We start from the raw sequence: 17,271 nt of genomic DNA, 5'->3' as shown, positions 1-17,271 counted from the left end.
AAAGAGGGGAAATGTATGTGGAAAACTATAAGAGAGCAGCCTGAAGAAAATCTTTTTTAAATTAAATTTGGAAATAAGTTAAACCTAGAATACGAACACCCTAGCTATATTTTAATTGAAAGTTACCCTTGGGCGGTGGAGAAATCTGTTGATCAAAGCACTGACTTTATTGACGAATTTTTCTTTGTTCCTTCATACCTACCGGCAGGCAGGCATTCGAAATAACAGGCAAACACAATCTTACTGCGGGCTCAATTTAATCTGAAACAATTTATCCCATTTCTTACCGGTAACAAACAAACGCTTCCCTTTGCTATCCCAGGCAATACCGTTGAGTACAAATCCATCAAAATCCTTCATTGTTCTGTCTGCATCCGGATAAAGATCTGAAAGATCAACCTCGCCTGTAACCTGGCCATTGGCAGGATCAATCATAACTATCCGATTGGAATTATAAATATTCGCAAAAATTCTTCCATCAATAAATTCAAGCTCATTAAGTTCATTCACAGGTCCATTTTGATCATAAACTTCAATTGAACCTTCCTGCATATAGGTATCCTTATTCAAAATAAAGATTGAATTACTGCCATTGGTACTGTAAATAACTTTCCCATCATTACACAATCCCCAGCCTTCTCTCTGGTACTGGCCCGGAAATTCACGGAGTAATTTAAACGAATTCAAATCAAATTCCAGGTTCAGATTATTCTGGTAGGTCAACATCAGGATCTTATCGCCCACAATGGTTATTCCCTCTGAGAATATCTCATCTCTGACCTTCGTTACCTGCAAAACTTTCCCTGTAGCAGGATCTGTCTTCCGGAGACTAGACTCCCCTAACAAACCATCACTTTCATATAAAAACCCTTTGTGATATTCTAATCCCTGTGTATACGAGCTGGTATCATGCTTGAAAGTCTGCTGAACTATATAACTGAATTTTTGAGGAACCAATGTAGATTTCACTACAATATTAGTACTGATCTCTTCAGGCTCCGCATTGCCACGGTAGATCTTTGCAGTTATCGATTTAATACCCAATGGAAGTTCATTTGTTGGCACACTAACAGGCTTTTCTCCTGCCGCCTTTTGTAATTTGACTCCATCCGCAAAATACACGACAGAATCAGCCTTAGCCTTCAGACTAAGCTCCAGATTTACTGAATCACCAAGGTTTACAGAAGTCCCGGCCTCCGGACTTACCCATGTAGAAGCTGAGCTGCTGTTTTCTTTAGGCTCATTCGAGCATTGCGCAAATAAGAAAAGTGTACAAAGTGAAAAGTATATTAGTTTAGATCTCATGGTTGCATTTATAAAATTCAAGGTCAGTCTCAGGGCCAGAACGCATCTTCTATATGATTGATAACCGGCTTGCCAAAATTATCAAACAAAACTGAAATTATATCAAATCTTATTTCATGCTGATGGCCCATTAAATGAATGTACTCATCCGCAGCAAGCGCCATAAGTTTTTGTTTATCAGGACTTACAAAATCTTCAGGCTCTGCAAAAGTATTATTCCTGCGTGTTTTTACTTCAACAAAAACAATGGTGGAGTTTTTATAGGCAATCAGGTCGATCTCAGACTTCTTAAATACCCAATTTTCTTCCAGGATCTCAAACCCTAACTCTTCCAGATATCCCTTTGCCAGCTTTTCTCCATCTGTGCCTAAGATATTATGCCCGGCCATTACTTAACGATCACAGAACCCAGAAAAATGGAGATCCCCTTTTCAACCTCTTTCACCTGCAGGTAATGGCGCATCAGGATATTCTGATTATCTATATCGGTCTCAGCCTGAATATCATCACGAATTTTCTTGAGGATACGGTCGACCTTACGCTTTTTCAAATGAAAAATGCCCCCCAGGATCGTAGATCTCAAGTTTTCACTTTCATTTCTTACGTAGATCTTCCTTTTTGCATACCAGTTCTCACTTAAAATATAAGGTGAAGATACCATAGATATGGCTAGATCAGCGATCTCATGATCTGCATGTTTTATGAAATCTTGTTCCGAAGGCAGCGCACCGTTTTCGAGCTGCTTTTTATATTCATCAATAACACGGGTGCAAAGGGTATTTTCGAAACTGACATCAGCCAGGTTGGCAATGATATAAGGTGCAATATAGGTGTCGGTAATATCATCCCAATGAACCAATTCATGCCCATAGTTTAATAAAAGACGAACAATTTCCTTTTCCTGATTTTCATCAGTGTCTGATATTCCGGGAAGTTCAGGCGCTAAAGGTTCAGGGATATTATCAGGCTGATTCTGGGGTGTATAGCTGTTGTTATCCTTCTTAATTTTCCCGAGTCGTATCTTATTTAATTCTGAGATAAGTACTCTTTCTTCGATTTGAAGCAAAGAGCTGCACTCACGAACAAAAACTGAGGCCTTGATACCATCAGGGATCTTCGCAATACTCTCTACAACCTCACGGATGATCCCAGCCCGTTTGATCGGGTCATTTCCGGCATCTTTTAAAAGAATTCCGGTCTTGTATAAAATAAAATCCTTTTTATTCTGATCAATATGGGTTTTAAAGGCAGCACTACCGAATTTCTGCACATAGGAATCAGGGTCATGGCTATCCGGAAAGTTTACCACTTTCACATTCAGTCCCTCTTCAAGGATCATATCCAATCCTCTTAACGAAGCTTTAATACCAGCCTCATCCCCATCATAAAGAATAGTAATATTTTTCGTGAAGCGGCCAATCATACGGATCTGCTCGATCGTCAGTGATGTGCCTGAGGAAGCAACCACATTTTCTACACCTGCCTGGTGGACTGACAACACATCAGCGTATCCTTCAACCAGATAGCAATTGTCTTCATCGCGCATTGATTTTTTGGCGAAGAACAAGCCATAAAGCACATTCGACTTATGGTAAATATCACTTTCGGGAGAATTGACATATTTAGGAACCGCCTTATCTGTCTTTAAGGTACGACCGCCAAAACCAATGACCCTTCCGGTAAAACTATGGATCGGGAACATGACCCTGCCACGGAAACGATCATATAATTTTTCATTATCCTTGCGGATAGTTAAACCGGTATCTTCCAGGAATTGAATATTATAGCCTTCTTTTATTCCCTGCTGGGTTAAAGCATCCCACACATCCGGAGAATAGCCTAATTCGAATTTTTTAATGATATCATCACGGAAACCCCTCTCCTTGAAGTAGCTGAGTCCGATACTTTTCCCCTCATCCGTTTCCATCATTTGCTGATGGAAAAATTTAGCAGCCCATCCTGAAACGATGTATAAACTTTCACGGCGGTCGTTGACCGCCTGCTCCTCCGGCGAGTTTTCAACCTCCTCAATCTCAATGCTGTATTTATTTGCCAGGTAACGGAGTGCTTCCGGATAGGTCGCCTTCTCATGTTCCATGATAAAACGGACAGAATCACCACCCTGACCGCACCCAAAACACTTAAAAATGCCCTTGCCAACTGATACATGGAAGGAAGGAGTTCTTTCATTATGAAAAGGACAGAGTCCGATCATACTTGTACCGCGCCTTTTTAAGGACACAAAATCGCCTACGACTTCCTCAATACGGGAAGTTTCAATGATCTTGTCTACGGTCTCTTTAGGAATCAAAATTTTTAAACTGGGAATTAAAATTAGTGAAACTATTCGTCTTCAGGAACGAAAGATAAATTTAGTTCGAAAAAGCGTCAAAGGATGATAAATTTATTACACAAGACATATTTGCAGTGTGACACTTAGCGAGGGCGAACTGTACTCTCGAGCACATTTGCTCATTTGCTGATTATCTCATTTGCGAATTAATATATCAATTAATTAATCATTTTCTACGCTGACCATTCCCCTATTTATAACCCTTATGCAGGATTAAAAAACTGGCTCTTTCCTCTCTTTTAAAAGGAATATCCCAATTACCCTGGTAGGTAACCTTAGTTGGTAAGAGGGTTTGGTCTTCACCAAAATAGCCCAATTCAATATTCATCTGTACATCAAAATCGAAGGCCAGATTATCATATTTCATATCCACATAACGGCCAAGGATCTGAAAATTGCGCATATCAAAGATCGTGGTCAGTTCCTTGATCATTAATCCATCTTTAGTCCAGTTGGATAGGCCCGGCTTCATCGCAACCTTAAAACGGTATACCGGAATGGAATCCAGGTAGGTTCCTCTGAAAAAGGAATAATCATAATACTGCCTCATGTTCGGAGTGAAGATCTGAGTCTTGCTCCCGATGAAGGGAACCCCTTTGATCGGTCGCCCCGGACTGAATATCAAGGTCTTCAGCTTATCCTTATACGACTCATTGCTTTCACCTTTGGCTCCGGTTATGGGCGCTGAAGGGACAAAATCAGAGTTATAGGCATTCATGAAGATATAGTCAAACATCTCTACGGTGTAGAGCGAAAATTTCCCGTTCTTTTTGTAGACCTTCCCTTCGTCCTTCTTGTCAAGGAACTGCATTTTATAAGGACCATCATTATTATGATAGATCCTGCGGTAGATCTTTCCTTCTACCGCATTCTGCTTATCATAAGTAAAAACCCTGTTTTCAGCAGTGAACGTGTACTTCTTCATGTTACGGAAAGCCGCATAGAAGCTTGTATCATTGATAATTTCATTGATGAAACTCTCAACGGTTAAGCGTGTTGAAGTAACGGTAATTGCCGAATCAATGGTGACCGTTAAAACAGTATCGGGGTTAAAACGAGGAATCTGCTGAGCGAAACTGTATCCACATATGCTCATCAGGCTCAGAAATAAATATAGTCTCTTTATCATAAATTGTACCTCTTTGGCAGGATCAGCAGCCGATCAATTCCCTAACTGCTTCAGGGCAATATAGGTCATTAAACCAGTGCTTAATCTGAGTGAATCTTCATCCACATCAAATGTTGGTGTATGTACTGAGGATGTGATCCCGCGTGAAACATTACCTGTTCCCAGTCGGTAGAAACAAGCATCAGAAACCTGCGAATAATACGCAAAGTCTTCAGCAGCCATCCAGATATCCAGGTCAAGAACGTTCTCTTTTCCTAAATAGTCTTCGGCATAGGCGCGAACATCCGCAGTAAGCACCTCTTCATTGATCAGAAAAGGATATCCGCGAACAATATTAAAATCACAGCTTCCACCCATTGCTTCAGCAATACCTTCGGCCATTTTTTTCATTTTTTCGTGTGCCTTAGCTCTCCAGTCTTCATCCATGGTGCGAAAAGTGCCTTCCAGATAAACCTCATTTGGGATCACATTGGTCGCACCATTGGCAATCACCTTCCCGAATGATAAAACGGATGGTGTTTTCGGATCAGCTACGCGGCTAACGATCTGCTGTAAAGCAATAATAATATGTGAAGTGATCACTACAGGATCGATATTCTGCTGAGGCTGAGCCCCATGACCACCTTTTCCATGCACTGTTACATAGATCTCATCGGTAGAAGCCATATATTTTCCGGAGCGGAAACCAACCTTACCTGTCTCGATCAATGGCATCACATGCTGACCAACTACTGCATCTGGCTTTGGATTTTCCAATACGCCTTCTTTGATCATCATACTTGCACCACCGGGTAATTTTTCTTCGGCAGGCTGAAATATTAACTTTACTGTCCCGCCAAATTCATTCTGCAGCTCAGTCAGGATCTTCGCTGTTCCCAGAAGTGATGAGGTATGAACATCATGTCCGCAGGCATGCATAACCCCAGGATTTTTTGACTTATACACCACATCGTTTGCTTCCACGATCGGCAAGGCATCCATATCGGCCCTGAGAGCTACCACAGAATCAGATTGCTTTGCTCCCTTGATCAAGGCTACCAATCCGGTGTTAGCCATCTTCTTGTATTCAATACCCAGTTCATCCAGCTTTTGGGCTACATAAGCTGAAGTTTCATACTCATGAAAAGAAAGCTCAGGATTGGCATGTAAATGACGGCGGTTTGCTACTACATCACTGTGAATCTGATTGGCAAGGAGGGTAATTTTATCTTTTAACATTATCGAAGAATTATCATTTCAGAGAAAATGAACAGTGAGGAATAATACCTTTTCAGTTCATTCATAAATTTTTCAGCTTCGAGCCTTGTCCGGAAATCACCAACTCTGACCCGGTAATTTGGCTGGACATAACTGATATAACTGCTATGTGCTGGAAAGCGTATTTTAAATTTTGATTGTTCAGCATATGCCTGCTGACGCTCCAAACCGGAAAATATCTGTACCCTGAAACCGGATACTGAAATACTGCTTCCGGATCTGCTGTCTTTACTCAGTTCCAAACGTTTAGCGATCAGGCTGTCTATCTGCGGATCTTTTATGACCAGCACCTTCCCCCGCTCCTGAGCTGAAACGCTATGGATGCAAATGATAAGAAAAATAAATCCGATGAAACTTTTCCAATTCATTATCCTATTCTACTCCTACACCATGACAGTTCTTGTACTTCTTGCCGCTTCCGCAAGGACAAGGATCATTTCTTCCGATCTTGTTCTCAACACGAATAGGCTGGGTCTTTTGCAATTCCCTGGTATCATCTACAGGCATCCCACCTGCAGTCTGCCCAAGCTCAGGCTTTGAAACCTTTAGTTTACTCAGATCCTGACGTGGCTGAGGACGAGCCTCACGAACCTGATCAGGGTCTTGCGATGGTATATTGCCTTTAAAGAGGAAGCTGACAATATCTTTATTAACCGTAGCAAGCATTTGCTTGAACATATTGAATGCTTCCATTTTATACACAATCAATGGATCTTTCTGCTCATAAACAGCATTCTGAACAGACTGCTTCAGCTCATCCATCTCACGTAAATGTTCCTTCCAGGCATCATCGATCAGCGCTAAAACAACCGTTTTTTCGAAGGCTTTGAATACTTCATGACCATTGCTGTCGACTGCTTTTTTAAGATTGGCAGCCACCTGAACCGAGCGAACACCATCAGAGAAAGGAACCACTATATTTTCAATCTGATCGCCACGCTCCTTCAACACATCCCGAAGAACCGGGTAGGTTTGCTGGGCAATTGCTTCCAGCTTACGGTGATAGAAACTCTCGATCTTTTCAAAGATCCTGTCTGTAAGATTATGAATATTGGTTTCTGCAAATTGTTTTTCAGTCAATTCGGGATCTACCGAGAAGATACGGATGATCTCCATTTCGAAACCTTCGAAATTGCCCTGTTCTTTGTATTCAGTGCAAATATCTTCCACCACATCAAAAATGGTATTATTCAGATCCACATCCAGACGCTCTCCAAACAAAGCATTTTTACGCTTCGCATAGATAACCGAACGCTGAGAGTTCATTACGTCATCATACTCCAGTAAACGCTTACGAACACCAAAGTTGTTCTCTTCCACTTTACGCTGTGCACGCTCAATGGATTTGGTGATCATGGAATGCTGAATTACTTCACCATCTTCAATACCCATTCTCAGCATGATATTGGAGATACGCTCTGAACCGAATAAACGCATCAGGTTATCTTCCAATGAAACGAAGAACTGACTTGAACCCGGATCACCCTGGCGACCAGCACGACCACGCAGCTGCCTGTCGACACGACGGGATTCATGTCGCTCAGTACCCACAATTGCCAAACCACCTGCTTCCTTCACACCTGGGCCAAGCTTGATATCCGTACCACGACCCGCCATATTGGTAGCAATGGTTACCGTTCCTGCCTGTCCAGCTTCTGCAACAATATCCGCTTCCTTCTGGTGAAGTTTTGCATTCAGTACATTATGTTTGATACCTCTGAGTTTCAGCATTCTGCTTAACAGCTCCGAGATCTCCACAGAGGTTGTACCCACCAATACCGGTCGGCCAGCCTGTGTTAATCTGGTAATTTCATCCGCAACAGCATTGTATTTCTCACGAACGGTGCGGTAAACCATGTCTTCCTCATCCTTACGCTTAGCGACCACATTGGTAGGAATTTCAACCACATCCAGTTTGTAGATCTGCCATAATTCGCCAGCCTCAGTCACCGCAGTACCAGTCATACCACAAAGCTTATGGTACATTCTGAAGAAGTTCTGCAGGGTGATGGTTGCATAGGTTTGTGTGGCATCTTCCACCTTCACATTTTCTTTCGCCTCGATCGCCTGATGTAATCCGTCAGAATAACGGCGTCCATCCATGATACGGCCGGTTTGCTCATCAACTAGTTTAATTTTACCCTCGTCAACGATGTATTCCACATCAATTTCAAAGAGCGTATAAGCTTTTAACAGCTGATTTACGGAATGGATACGTTCAGATTTGATTGAAAAATCGCGCATCAGCGCATCTTTCGTTTCAACTTTCTCTTCTGTTGAAAGAGTTGATTTTTCGAGCTCAGCGATCTCAGTCCCAACATCGGGCATCACAAAGAAACTCTGATCTTCACCAGAGCTGGTGATCAGCTCGATACCTTTTTCAGTTAATTCAACCTGGTTATTTTTTTCATCGATCACAAAGAAAAGCTCAGAATCTACCTTAGGCATCTCCTTGTTTTGGTTTTCCATGTAATAGTGCTCCGATTTTGTAAGCACCTGTTTCATACCAGGCTCACTCAAAAATTTGATCAGCGCCTTACTTTTTGGTAAACCACGGTAAGCTCTCAATAAGGCTAAACCACCTTCCTGCGGACCGCCATGGCCCTCATTGATTGATTTTTTAGCCTCATTCAATACACTGTTTATGAAATTTTTCTGTGCAGTTACCAAACGCTCAATGCGTGGTTTCAGATCATAAAATTCATGCTCATCACCGCGGGGAATCGGACCAGAAATGATCAATGGCGTTCTTGCATCATCGATCAAAACCGAATCCACCTCATCCACCATGGCGAAGTGCAATTTACGCTGAACCAGACTTTCCGGGTTCAATGTCATATTGTCACGCAGGTAGTCGAAACCAAACTCATTATTGGTACCGAATGTGATATCTGCAAGGTAGGCTTTGCGTCTCTCTTCCGAATTTGGCTGGTGCTTATCGATACAATCAACCGTTAATCCGTGAAATTCGAACAGCGGTCCGTTCCATTCTGAGTCACGTCGGGCCAGGTAATCATTCACGGTTACGATATGAACTCCCTGTCCTGATAATGCGTTCAGGTAGGCCGGCAAAGTACCAACAAGAGTTTTACCTTCACCAGTTGCCATTTCGGCGATCTTTCCCTGGTGCAATACAATACCACCGATGAGCTGAACATCGTAATGGACCATGTTCCAGGTCACTTCGGTACCTGCAGCAAGCCATGTATTATGGTGCGTAGCCTTATCGCCATTAATAATAACATTCTTCTTACGGGCAGCCAGTTCACGGTCGGCCTGCGTTGCAGTAACCTCAATCGTTTTATTTTCAGTGAAACGACGAGCGGTGTCTTTCATCACAGCAAAGGCTTCCGGCAAAATTTCCATCAGCACTTTTTCAAGCTCTGCATCGCGATCCTTCTGAAGTTTATCCAGCTGATCATATAATGCGGTCTTCTCATTGATCGGAAGATCTTCAGATTCAGCTTTAGCCTTTACTTCGGCGATCTCCACATCTATTGCGGCAAGAAATTCTTTAATGCGGGCCTTAAAATCAAGGGTTTTCTGCCTTAATTCATCATTGCTTAAAGCAGATAATTTAGCGTATTCTTCTTTGGTCTTTTCAACCAATGGCTGAATTAACTTTATATCACGGTTTGATTTGCTACCGAAAAGCTTACTAATAAGTGCTAACATGTGTATTCGAAAGATTAAAATCAATTATATACAACAACTACGCCACAGCTAATAATTAGCCAGAATGGCACAATTGGCGTGCAAAATTACGATTATTCTCCGCAAGAATGCGGTAAATAAACTGATTATTCTCTGCTAACCTACAGGAGGATAATGAGAGGGCAGATCGAATCAGCCTTGTGGTGTATATTTCAATTCTTTCAATGGTTTGATTGTTAGCAATGAGCTCAATTGAGTGATGGGGATGTGGTTTAATTGTTGGAGGCGTATGATTGGAATTCTTAGTTTACGATGAGAGGAGCACCATTTTCTTGTCATTGCGAAGAGGCACGATGAAGCAATCTCCTGATTAGCTTTCAATTGATTTTGAGATTGCCACGCAGTGCAATGACAAATTAACTCGCGCAAAGACGCAGAGACGCAATTGCATAGTTGAAACGAATATTCCTAAATAGCCCCTAACTATTTGCGCCTTAGCGTCTTTGCGAGACTGCCTCCTTGTAGTTGGAAATAAAAAGCTGCATTTAGCAAAAAAAATAATTCGAATTTAAAGCAAATGTCATCCTGAAACCTGCCCTTCAGCAGGTGAGGGAACTTCGTGAACAAGACAAAAATTGAATTCAGGATAGTAATAAAAGATTATTTTGTTGTTTAAACTAGTCAGAAGACTCTTATTTATTGCACATCTTAGGGAGCCGCTACAGTAAAACTTCGGATAGTAATCAGTTAAATGATCAAGCGGCTCCTATTTCTCATCTATCCCACCAAAAACCATTTCCCATCCATCCCAAAATGTATACTTTACAAATTGACAATTCCCTTGTTCATTTGTTAATTCAGCCTATCTTTACAGAATGAATATCCTAATACTCGGCTCGGGTGGACGTGAAAGTGCTTTCGCCTCAAAAATGGCTCAAAGCAGTCTTTTATCGCAACTTTATATTGCACCCGGAAATGCCGGAACATCGGCTTATGGTAAAAATGTAAACCTAAAACCAACAGATTTTGAAGGCATTGCTGAATTTGTGCTGAAGAACAATGTGCAGTTGGTGGTGGTAGGGCCTGAAGAACCGCTGGTAAAAGGAATTCATGATTTTTTTCTTGATCGCGAGGATCTTAAACATATCCCGGTGATCGGTCCACAGATGCATGGAGCACAACTGGAAGGCAGCAAGGATTTTTCAAAGCAGTTTATGATCCGCCATGGGATCCCAACCGCGGCCTTCAGATCATTCAATAAAGCAAATCTGGAAGAAGGCTTAACATACCTGGAGACACAGAAACTCCCGATCGTTTTAAAGGCTGATGGCCTGGCTGCCGGAAAGGGGGTTTTGATCTGCGAAAGCCTGGAGGATGCCAAAACTGAACTGAAAGCCATGATTTCTGATGCAAAGTTCGGAGAAGCCAGCAGCACCGTGGTTATTGAAGAGTTTTTAACCGGAATTGAACTTTCTGTCTTTGTGTTAACGGATGGAAAAAGCTATAAGATCCTGCCTGAAGCGAAAGATTATAAACGTATTGGAGAAGGTGATACGGGCTTGAATACCGGTGGAATGGGATCTGTTTCTCCTGTTTCTTTTGCGGATGCCGAATTCATGAAAAAAGTAGAAGACCGGGTGATCATTCCTACCATAGAGGGGTTAAAAAAAGATAATATTCCGTATAAAGGATTCATTTTTATAGGTCTGATGGCCTCAAACAATCCTCAGGGAAGGGAACCTTATGTGATTGAATACAATGTGCGCATGGGTGATCCGGAGACTGAAAGTGTGATCCCAAGAATTGAAAGTGACCTGGTCGATCTTTTTCTGGGCGTTGCCAATGAAAATCTGTCAGAGAAGGAATTACTGATTTCACCGAAAACGGCTGCCACAGTCATGATCGTTGCCGGTGGATATCCGGGTGAATATTCCAAAGGAAAAACCATCACAGGCATAGAAAACCTTCGACATTCCATTGCTTTTCATGCGGGTACGGAACTCGATAATGGGGTTATCAAATCTAATGGAGGGCGGGTAATCGCTATCACCTCCCTGCAGGATAACCTCTTTGATGCCGTGCAAAATGCCACTGCTGATGCAGGAAGGATCTATTTTGACGGACGTTATTTCCGTCCGGATATTGGCGTCGATCTGATGGGGATTTCTTAGATATTAATTTATTTTCTTCGAGGGAAATAGCTCTTCCAATTTATCCAGCAGTTCTTCTCCGCGGAGATCACGCCCGATGATCATTCCATTGGGATCCAGTAAAAAATTACGCGGGATACTGGTGATCCCATATAATGCTGCGGCTTCACTTCCCCAGAATTTAAGGTCGGAAACATGCTGCCATTGCAGTTTATCATCCTGAATAGCCTTTAGCCAGCTCTTTTTTTCCTTATCGAGGGAGACGCCAAAGACGGTAAATCCATTATTCTTATAGGTCTTGAACGCCTGAACCACATTGGGGTTTTCCTGCCTGCATGGCGCACACCAGGCCGCCCAGAAATCAAGAAGTACATATTTCCCTTTTAGCTTAGATAAAGCCAACTTCTTTCCTGAAGTATCAGCGAGCGCAAAATCAGGGGCCATTGCACCTACTGAGGTTTTTTTCTGACTGTTTATGTATTCCCGGATGGCTTTTGCGGTAGCGCCTGATTGAATTTCACCACTCAGTCCCGAAAACAGATTATCGGCCTCAATATAATTATTGGTAGCTCCGGCAATATTGGGGATCAGCAATAAGGAAACAAAAGCAGAGGAATTCTTTTGCACGAATTTCTTTTGAAAATTTGCCAGCTCTCTGCCTGCATCGCGGAAAGGAATGCGAAACAGTCGGCCAATGGAATCAGCTGCTATTCCCCCGATGGATAGTCGTTGCGCCTCTTCGTTGATGGCATTTACCTTCGCAGAATAGGGTGCATTTTCAACATTGTACTGAAAGAGATCATCCTGAGCTTTTGAACCTTTAACCAAAGCATCGGCCAGATCGGAGGTGATTTCCACGGAAATAGTCCCCTTATCGAGGATAAACTCTTTGGGCCGCGAACCAATTTTTTTATAATCTTCGGACAGCGAAAGAAATGCTGGAACAGGTTCATCTATCATTCCATTGATGCTGAATTTACCGTTTACAACTTCAATTTTCTGAACATTTCCCTTCGCATTAGCATCAAAAAATGAAGTTTGAGTAAAGTAAAGGGTTTTTATTTCGGGCTTACTCACCGTTCCGCTGATGGTATAAGTGCCCTGCTGTGCTAAGCCCAAAACCGGACTTATCAACAAAAAGAATAAAAAAATTATCGGTATGTATCTCATGTATATGCTTCTAAGGATGATATCGCAAAATTAAAAATATTAAACGCTCAAAATAGGAAATATTGGTTGATGGAGGTAATATTCTTGTTTTAGGTTGGGTATTTAGGGTCAAATAACTGTCTATCCGGAATAAAATTGAGTTTTCCATAGAAAAACTAAGCCTTTTATCACAGACATAATACCATCTATCACTTTCGGTGGGTAACACCCTTTCATATATAAAAGCTATTGCCAATTGCAGGGACCGGCCTCCTGGGATTTCGTAGTAAAGGCGCGCTTTATTCATGCAATGACGTTTCATAAATCACTGCAGTTAAGCAATCCTGAGAAGTGCTTTAAATCCATTCATCTCTTACACTTCCACTAACACGGCTTGGATTGCACTGATAGAATAAAGCGTGGATTTACAAGAAATACCAGGAAGACGCGGCTGTTACTCACCGCTGTCGGCATTACTTAATTCCCAGCCCGCACGGCTAAAGCCATTCGGAGGGGCTGATGGGAAAAGGATTGCCCTCTCCCGGCAAGAGCGGAAAAAACTATTTATGAATTAATAACTATATTTTTTCTATTCAATCTAATAAATCCCACTTCTCCCTACAAAAAAATCCAAATAAATCAGGATGTTTGAAAAAGAACACCAAACAAAAAATGACTCACAACATCTCCGATTACCCGACAATAATCCGCGAAAAATTCCAGCAACTCTTTGCGCAGGAAGCTTTAATCATCCGTTCACCCGGCAGGATCAACCTGATCGGGGAGCATACAGATTATAATATGGGATTTGTACTACCCGCAGCGATCAATAAAGCGATCTATCTGGGTATTCATCCTCGTGAAGACCGGCTGATTAGCTTGTACTCACTTGATTATCAGTATGATTATCAAACTAATCTTGATTCTATAAAACGCAGCGGTAAGCTCTGGCCCGATTACCTTTTGGGAGTTGTGGAACAGATTCAGAAGAGTCATTCCCTTGATCATGGTTTCAATATTGTGTTTGGCGGGGATATTCCTCCTGGCGCGGGACTATCATCATCAGCGGCACTTGAATGTGCAACAGCTTATGCGCTGAATACCATTTTTAATCTCAATTATGAAAAAATGGCGCTTGTCCGGTTGGCACAGGCTGCAGAAAATGAGTTTGTTGGTGTAAAATGCGGTATCATGGACCAGTTTGCCAGCATGTTTGGTAAAAAAGGTCAGCTCATCCGTCTGGATTGCCGAAGTCTGGAATATGCCTTTGTTCCCTTTCATGCCAATAACATCAAAATTGTATTGCTCGATACCCGCGTGAAGCATTCACTCGCTTCTTCAGCCTATAATGAACGCCGGGAGCAATGCGAAGCTGGGGTAAAATTAATTCAGGCGGTCCATCCGGATGTATTGAGTTTACGGGATGCCACAGAAGAAATGTTATTGGAGCTTGTTAAGCCTGTTAGTGAGATCGTTTATACGAGATGTACCTTTATTGTTGCAGAAATTCAGCGACTGCTCAATGCATGTAATGATCTGGAAAACAAGGATATGCAAACTTTTGGGAAACGCATGTTTGAAACTCATGCCGGATTGAAAGATCTGTATGAGGTTAGTTGTAATGAACTGGATCTATTGGTCGACCTGGTTAAAAATGATCCGGATGTGATCGGTGCCCGCATGATGGGCGGTGGTTTTGGAGGCTGTACCATTAACCTGGTAAAGACTGAAGCGGTTGATGCACTCATCAAAAAAGTGGGTGATGCTTACCGCGACCAAACGGGTACTGAAATGCTGGCTTATGTGGTAGAGATTGAAGATGGGACGGGGAGCATTGTCTGTTAAGAAAAGGCACGAGTTAAGTTCGCGTCAGCATGAGGAGAGTAACCTCGACAAAATTGAAAATCTTAAGTGTCTAAAATATTCTACGGACCCTCTGTATAGGACACAAACCTCGTCTCAGATTTTTTAGGACTTCAACCAAGTTCATTTCTGTATATTCATTTCAGATTTTCAGATGTATTTTATATATTTATTATGGTTTATTCCTTCCAAACATGAGAAAACCAAATTTAAGTCTTCTAATAGTATTTCCTCTAATAATACTTATTCAAGTTAAAGTTTACGGGCAATCCAATAGTTATTCTCCGGAAGTGCAAGAAAGAATTCTAAGGGTTGAGAAAAGTTTAGCAGGCAGTATTTGGATTAAGGGTGAGCAGCCGTGGTCCTTAATAGACAGGATGCAGTATTATAAGGTTATGGGGCTGAGCATAGCAGTAGTTAATAATTACCAAATCGAATGGGCTAAAGGATATGGATATGCGGATACTACAGAAAAACGCCCTGTAACTGCTAATACACTATTTCAAGCCGGATCTGTAAGTAAATCTTTGAATGCCCTTGGAGTTTTAAAATTGGTAAATGATAAGAAAATTGACCTGAATACCGACATTAATAATTATCTAGAAAGCTGGAAATTTAACTATGATTCGATCTCCAATGGAAAGAAAATTACACCCATTCAATTAATAAGTCATACTTCAGGTTTATCAATTTGGGGCTTCGATGGTTATGACCGTGGAGATACTATCCCCACCATAATAGAAATTCTTGAAGGAAAGAAGCCAGCAAATTCACCACCAATATATTCAATATTTGAGCCGGGTCTTAAGTTTCAGTACTCCGGTGGAGGTAGTACAGTTTCACAACTAATGATTGCTGATATAGCCAAAATGAACTATGATAAATTTATGCTGGATAATGTCCTTAAACCTATAGGAATGACAAACAGTTTTTTTGGTACTCCAGTTAAGATTAATAAGATACAAGCACTTGCTACTGCATATTCTCCTACAGGAGCAGAGTTACCCGGCAAATATAAAATCCATCCTGAAATGGCGGCTGCAGGACTATGGACTACTCCATCAGATATATCGAAATTTATTGTAGAGAGCCAGCTGTCTTATGAAGGAAGATCTAATAAGATCCTTTCAAAGGAGTCTGCCAGATTGATGCTTGACCCCTACATAGTCACTAATAACTCGGCTTTGCCGAAAAATGGCAGCTTAGGTGTATTTATAGACGAGAAAAATGGAAAAAGGTACTTTTTGCATAAAGGAGGCAATGTCGGCTTCGTCTGTATCTATTATGGCAGCATGGAAGGCGGTAAGGGAGTTGCTGTTATGATTAACTCAAACAATGATAAGATTTTACAGGAAGTTGTAAATAGTGTTTCACAAGTGTATGACTGGGATGGCTTCTATACACCTATAATAAAAACCCTTAATCCTGTAGTAGAGACGGTTCTTGAAAGCTATGCAGGCAATTATGAGTTTGCGCCAAATGTGATTTTAACCATCACAAAAGTAGGGAATCATTTAAAGGCAAAAGCTACGGGATTTAAAGAATTTGAAGTGTTTCCAGAAACAGAAAGCAAATTTTTCGCTAAAGATTTTAACGCAGAAATTGAATTTTTAAAGGATGATGAAAATAAAGTTTATGGGTTAAAATACGGTTTGGATGGCGATAATGACTACGTTAGAAAACGAATTAATTCTGATAAGTAATCTGGATTAATATTATGTATACATCTTAAAAAAATAGTCATGAAATTAATTATCAATACCGTGATGTTTTTTTTCGTGCTCTTCTTTTCATCATGTTACTTTATTAATAAAATAAATGAAGAGCCTGTACCTTCCTTCGAAAAAATCAAAGGAATCAGATATTCAGAAATTCACCGAAAATTCAGCAATGGTTTGTCAATTGATGATCACGGTTTCCAACTGGAACCAGAGTGGCATATCTATTTTACAGGAGACGATTCATTAAAAATTTTTAATTCTGATAAACAACAGTTCACATCTTATCGAATTTTTCATAGTCATAAAGACCTATTTCATTTTGCACGAAACTGGTTCCGTGTTAAACATTTAAGTAAGGATAGTATTATTTTACAAGTATTAAAACTCGAATCAAGGGTTGTTAATGAAAGAGCATCAAATGTATTTATGACGTTATATGCGGAGGGTTATGTAAAAAACAAACTTCATACAACTATCGATTTATTAAGGGCTCCAAGCTCTGATGACAGCTTATTTGTTAAATACAAAGCAATTCAGGCAAATAGTAATCTCGATAGTGCATTTGCAGCAAGAAACCCTGTAGTCTTTAAAAGTATAGATATTCCGACGAAAGTACGCCAGTGTTCCGCGACAAAGTACCCCATTTATTCCGGAGCAAAGTACGCCAGGCAGACCGGCCTGTAACATCAC

At 41.2% G+C, this 17,271-nt stretch carries 12 protein-coding genes; 4 read left to right on the top strand and 8 right to left on the bottom strand.

Annotation, left to right across the window (positions count from 1 at the left end; translation table 11 throughout):
* Positions 1-240 precede the first annotated feature (240 nt).
* From BLR27_RS17750 to secA, 7 genes are all read right to left on the bottom strand, one after another.
* A complete protein-coding gene (locus BLR27_RS17750) occupies positions 241-1,305 on the bottom strand; it encodes a glutaminyl-peptide cyclotransferase (RefSeq protein WP_090707151.1) in 1,065 nt (354 codons plus the stop codon).
* A gap of 29 nt (positions 1,306-1,334) precedes the next feature.
* Positions 1,335-1,694, bottom strand: a complete 360-nt coding sequence (locus BLR27_RS17745) for a YraN family protein (protein ID WP_090707149.1) — start codon at positions 1,692-1,694, stop codon at positions 1,335-1,337.
* Positions 1,694-3,616: a DNA primase gene (gene dnaG, locus BLR27_RS17740; protein ID WP_090707148.1), complete on the bottom strand. Its 1,923-nt coding sequence runs from the start codon at positions 3,614-3,616 to the stop codon at positions 1,694-1,696. The genes BLR27_RS17745 and dnaG overlap by 1 nt, the downstream gene beginning before the upstream one ends.
* Positions 3,617-3,848: 232 nt before the next feature.
* On the bottom strand, positions 3,849-4,787 hold the full coding sequence (locus BLR27_RS17735; RefSeq protein ID WP_090707146.1) for a hypothetical protein: 939 nt from the start codon (positions 4,785-4,787) through the stop codon (positions 3,849-3,851).
* A 33-nt stretch (positions 4,788-4,820) separates the two neighbouring features.
* Entirely contained in the window at positions 4,821-6,005 is a 1,185-nt protein-coding gene (locus tag BLR27_RS17730) for a M20 metallopeptidase family protein (RefSeq protein WP_090707144.1), read from the bottom strand.
* Positions 6,005-6,412, bottom strand: coding sequence for an SPOR domain-containing protein (locus BLR27_RS17725; RefSeq protein ID WP_090707142.1), 408 nt, complete (start codon positions 6,410-6,412; stop codon positions 6,005-6,007). Before BLR27_RS17725 ends, BLR27_RS17730 begins: the two co-directional genes overlap by 1 nt.
* Before the next feature lie 4 nt (positions 6,413-6,416).
* Positions 6,417-9,719 carry a preprotein translocase subunit SecA gene (gene secA, locus BLR27_RS17720; RefSeq protein WP_090707140.1) on the bottom strand — a complete coding sequence of 1,101 codons (3,303 nt, stop codon included), beginning with the start codon at positions 9,717-9,719 and terminating at the stop codon, positions 6,417-6,419.
* Between the two features lie 854 nt (positions 9,720-10,573).
* On the opposite strand from secA, the gene purD reads away from it, so the two are divergent.
* The gene (purD, locus tag BLR27_RS17715; protein WP_090707138.1) at positions 10,574-11,869 is read left to right on the top strand and encodes a phosphoribosylamine--glycine ligase; all 1,296 of its coding nucleotides are present in this window, start codon (positions 10,574-10,576) and stop codon (positions 11,867-11,869) included.
* Between the two features lie 3 nt (positions 11,870-11,872).
* On the opposite strand, the gene BLR27_RS17710 is transcribed toward purD, so the two are convergent.
* Positions 11,873-13,018, bottom strand: coding sequence for a TlpA disulfide reductase family protein (locus BLR27_RS17710; RefSeq protein WP_090707136.1), 1,146 nt, complete (start codon positions 13,016-13,018; stop codon positions 11,873-11,875).
* A 651-nt stretch (positions 13,019-13,669) separates the two neighbouring features.
* Between BLR27_RS17710 and BLR27_RS17705 the strand changes: the two genes are divergently transcribed.
* From BLR27_RS17705 to BLR27_RS17695, 3 genes are all read left to right on the top strand, one after another.
* On the top strand, positions 13,670-14,842 hold the full coding sequence (locus BLR27_RS17705) for a galactokinase (RefSeq protein WP_090707134.1): 1,173 nt from the start codon (positions 13,670-13,672) through the stop codon (positions 14,840-14,842).
* Between the two features lie 212 nt (positions 14,843-15,054).
* A complete protein-coding gene (locus BLR27_RS17700; protein ID WP_090707133.1) occupies positions 15,055-16,563 on the top strand; it encodes a serine hydrolase in 1,509 nt (502 codons plus the stop codon).
* Between the two features lie 39 nt (positions 16,564-16,602).
* The gene (locus tag BLR27_RS17695) at positions 16,603-17,265 is read left to right on the top strand and encodes a hypothetical protein (RefSeq protein ID WP_090707131.1); all 663 of its coding nucleotides are present in this window, start codon (positions 16,603-16,605) and stop codon (positions 17,263-17,265) included.
* The last annotated feature ends 6 nt before the right edge of the window (positions 17,266-17,271 follow it).

The sequence above is a fragment of the Daejeonella rubra genome, assembly GCF_900103545.1.
Classification (GTDB): domain Bacteria; phylum Bacteroidota; class Bacteroidia; order Sphingobacteriales; family Sphingobacteriaceae; genus Daejeonella; species Daejeonella rubra.
Note: the sequence above shows the minus strand (reverse complement) of the source record. Positions and strands in the feature narration are given on the sequence as shown.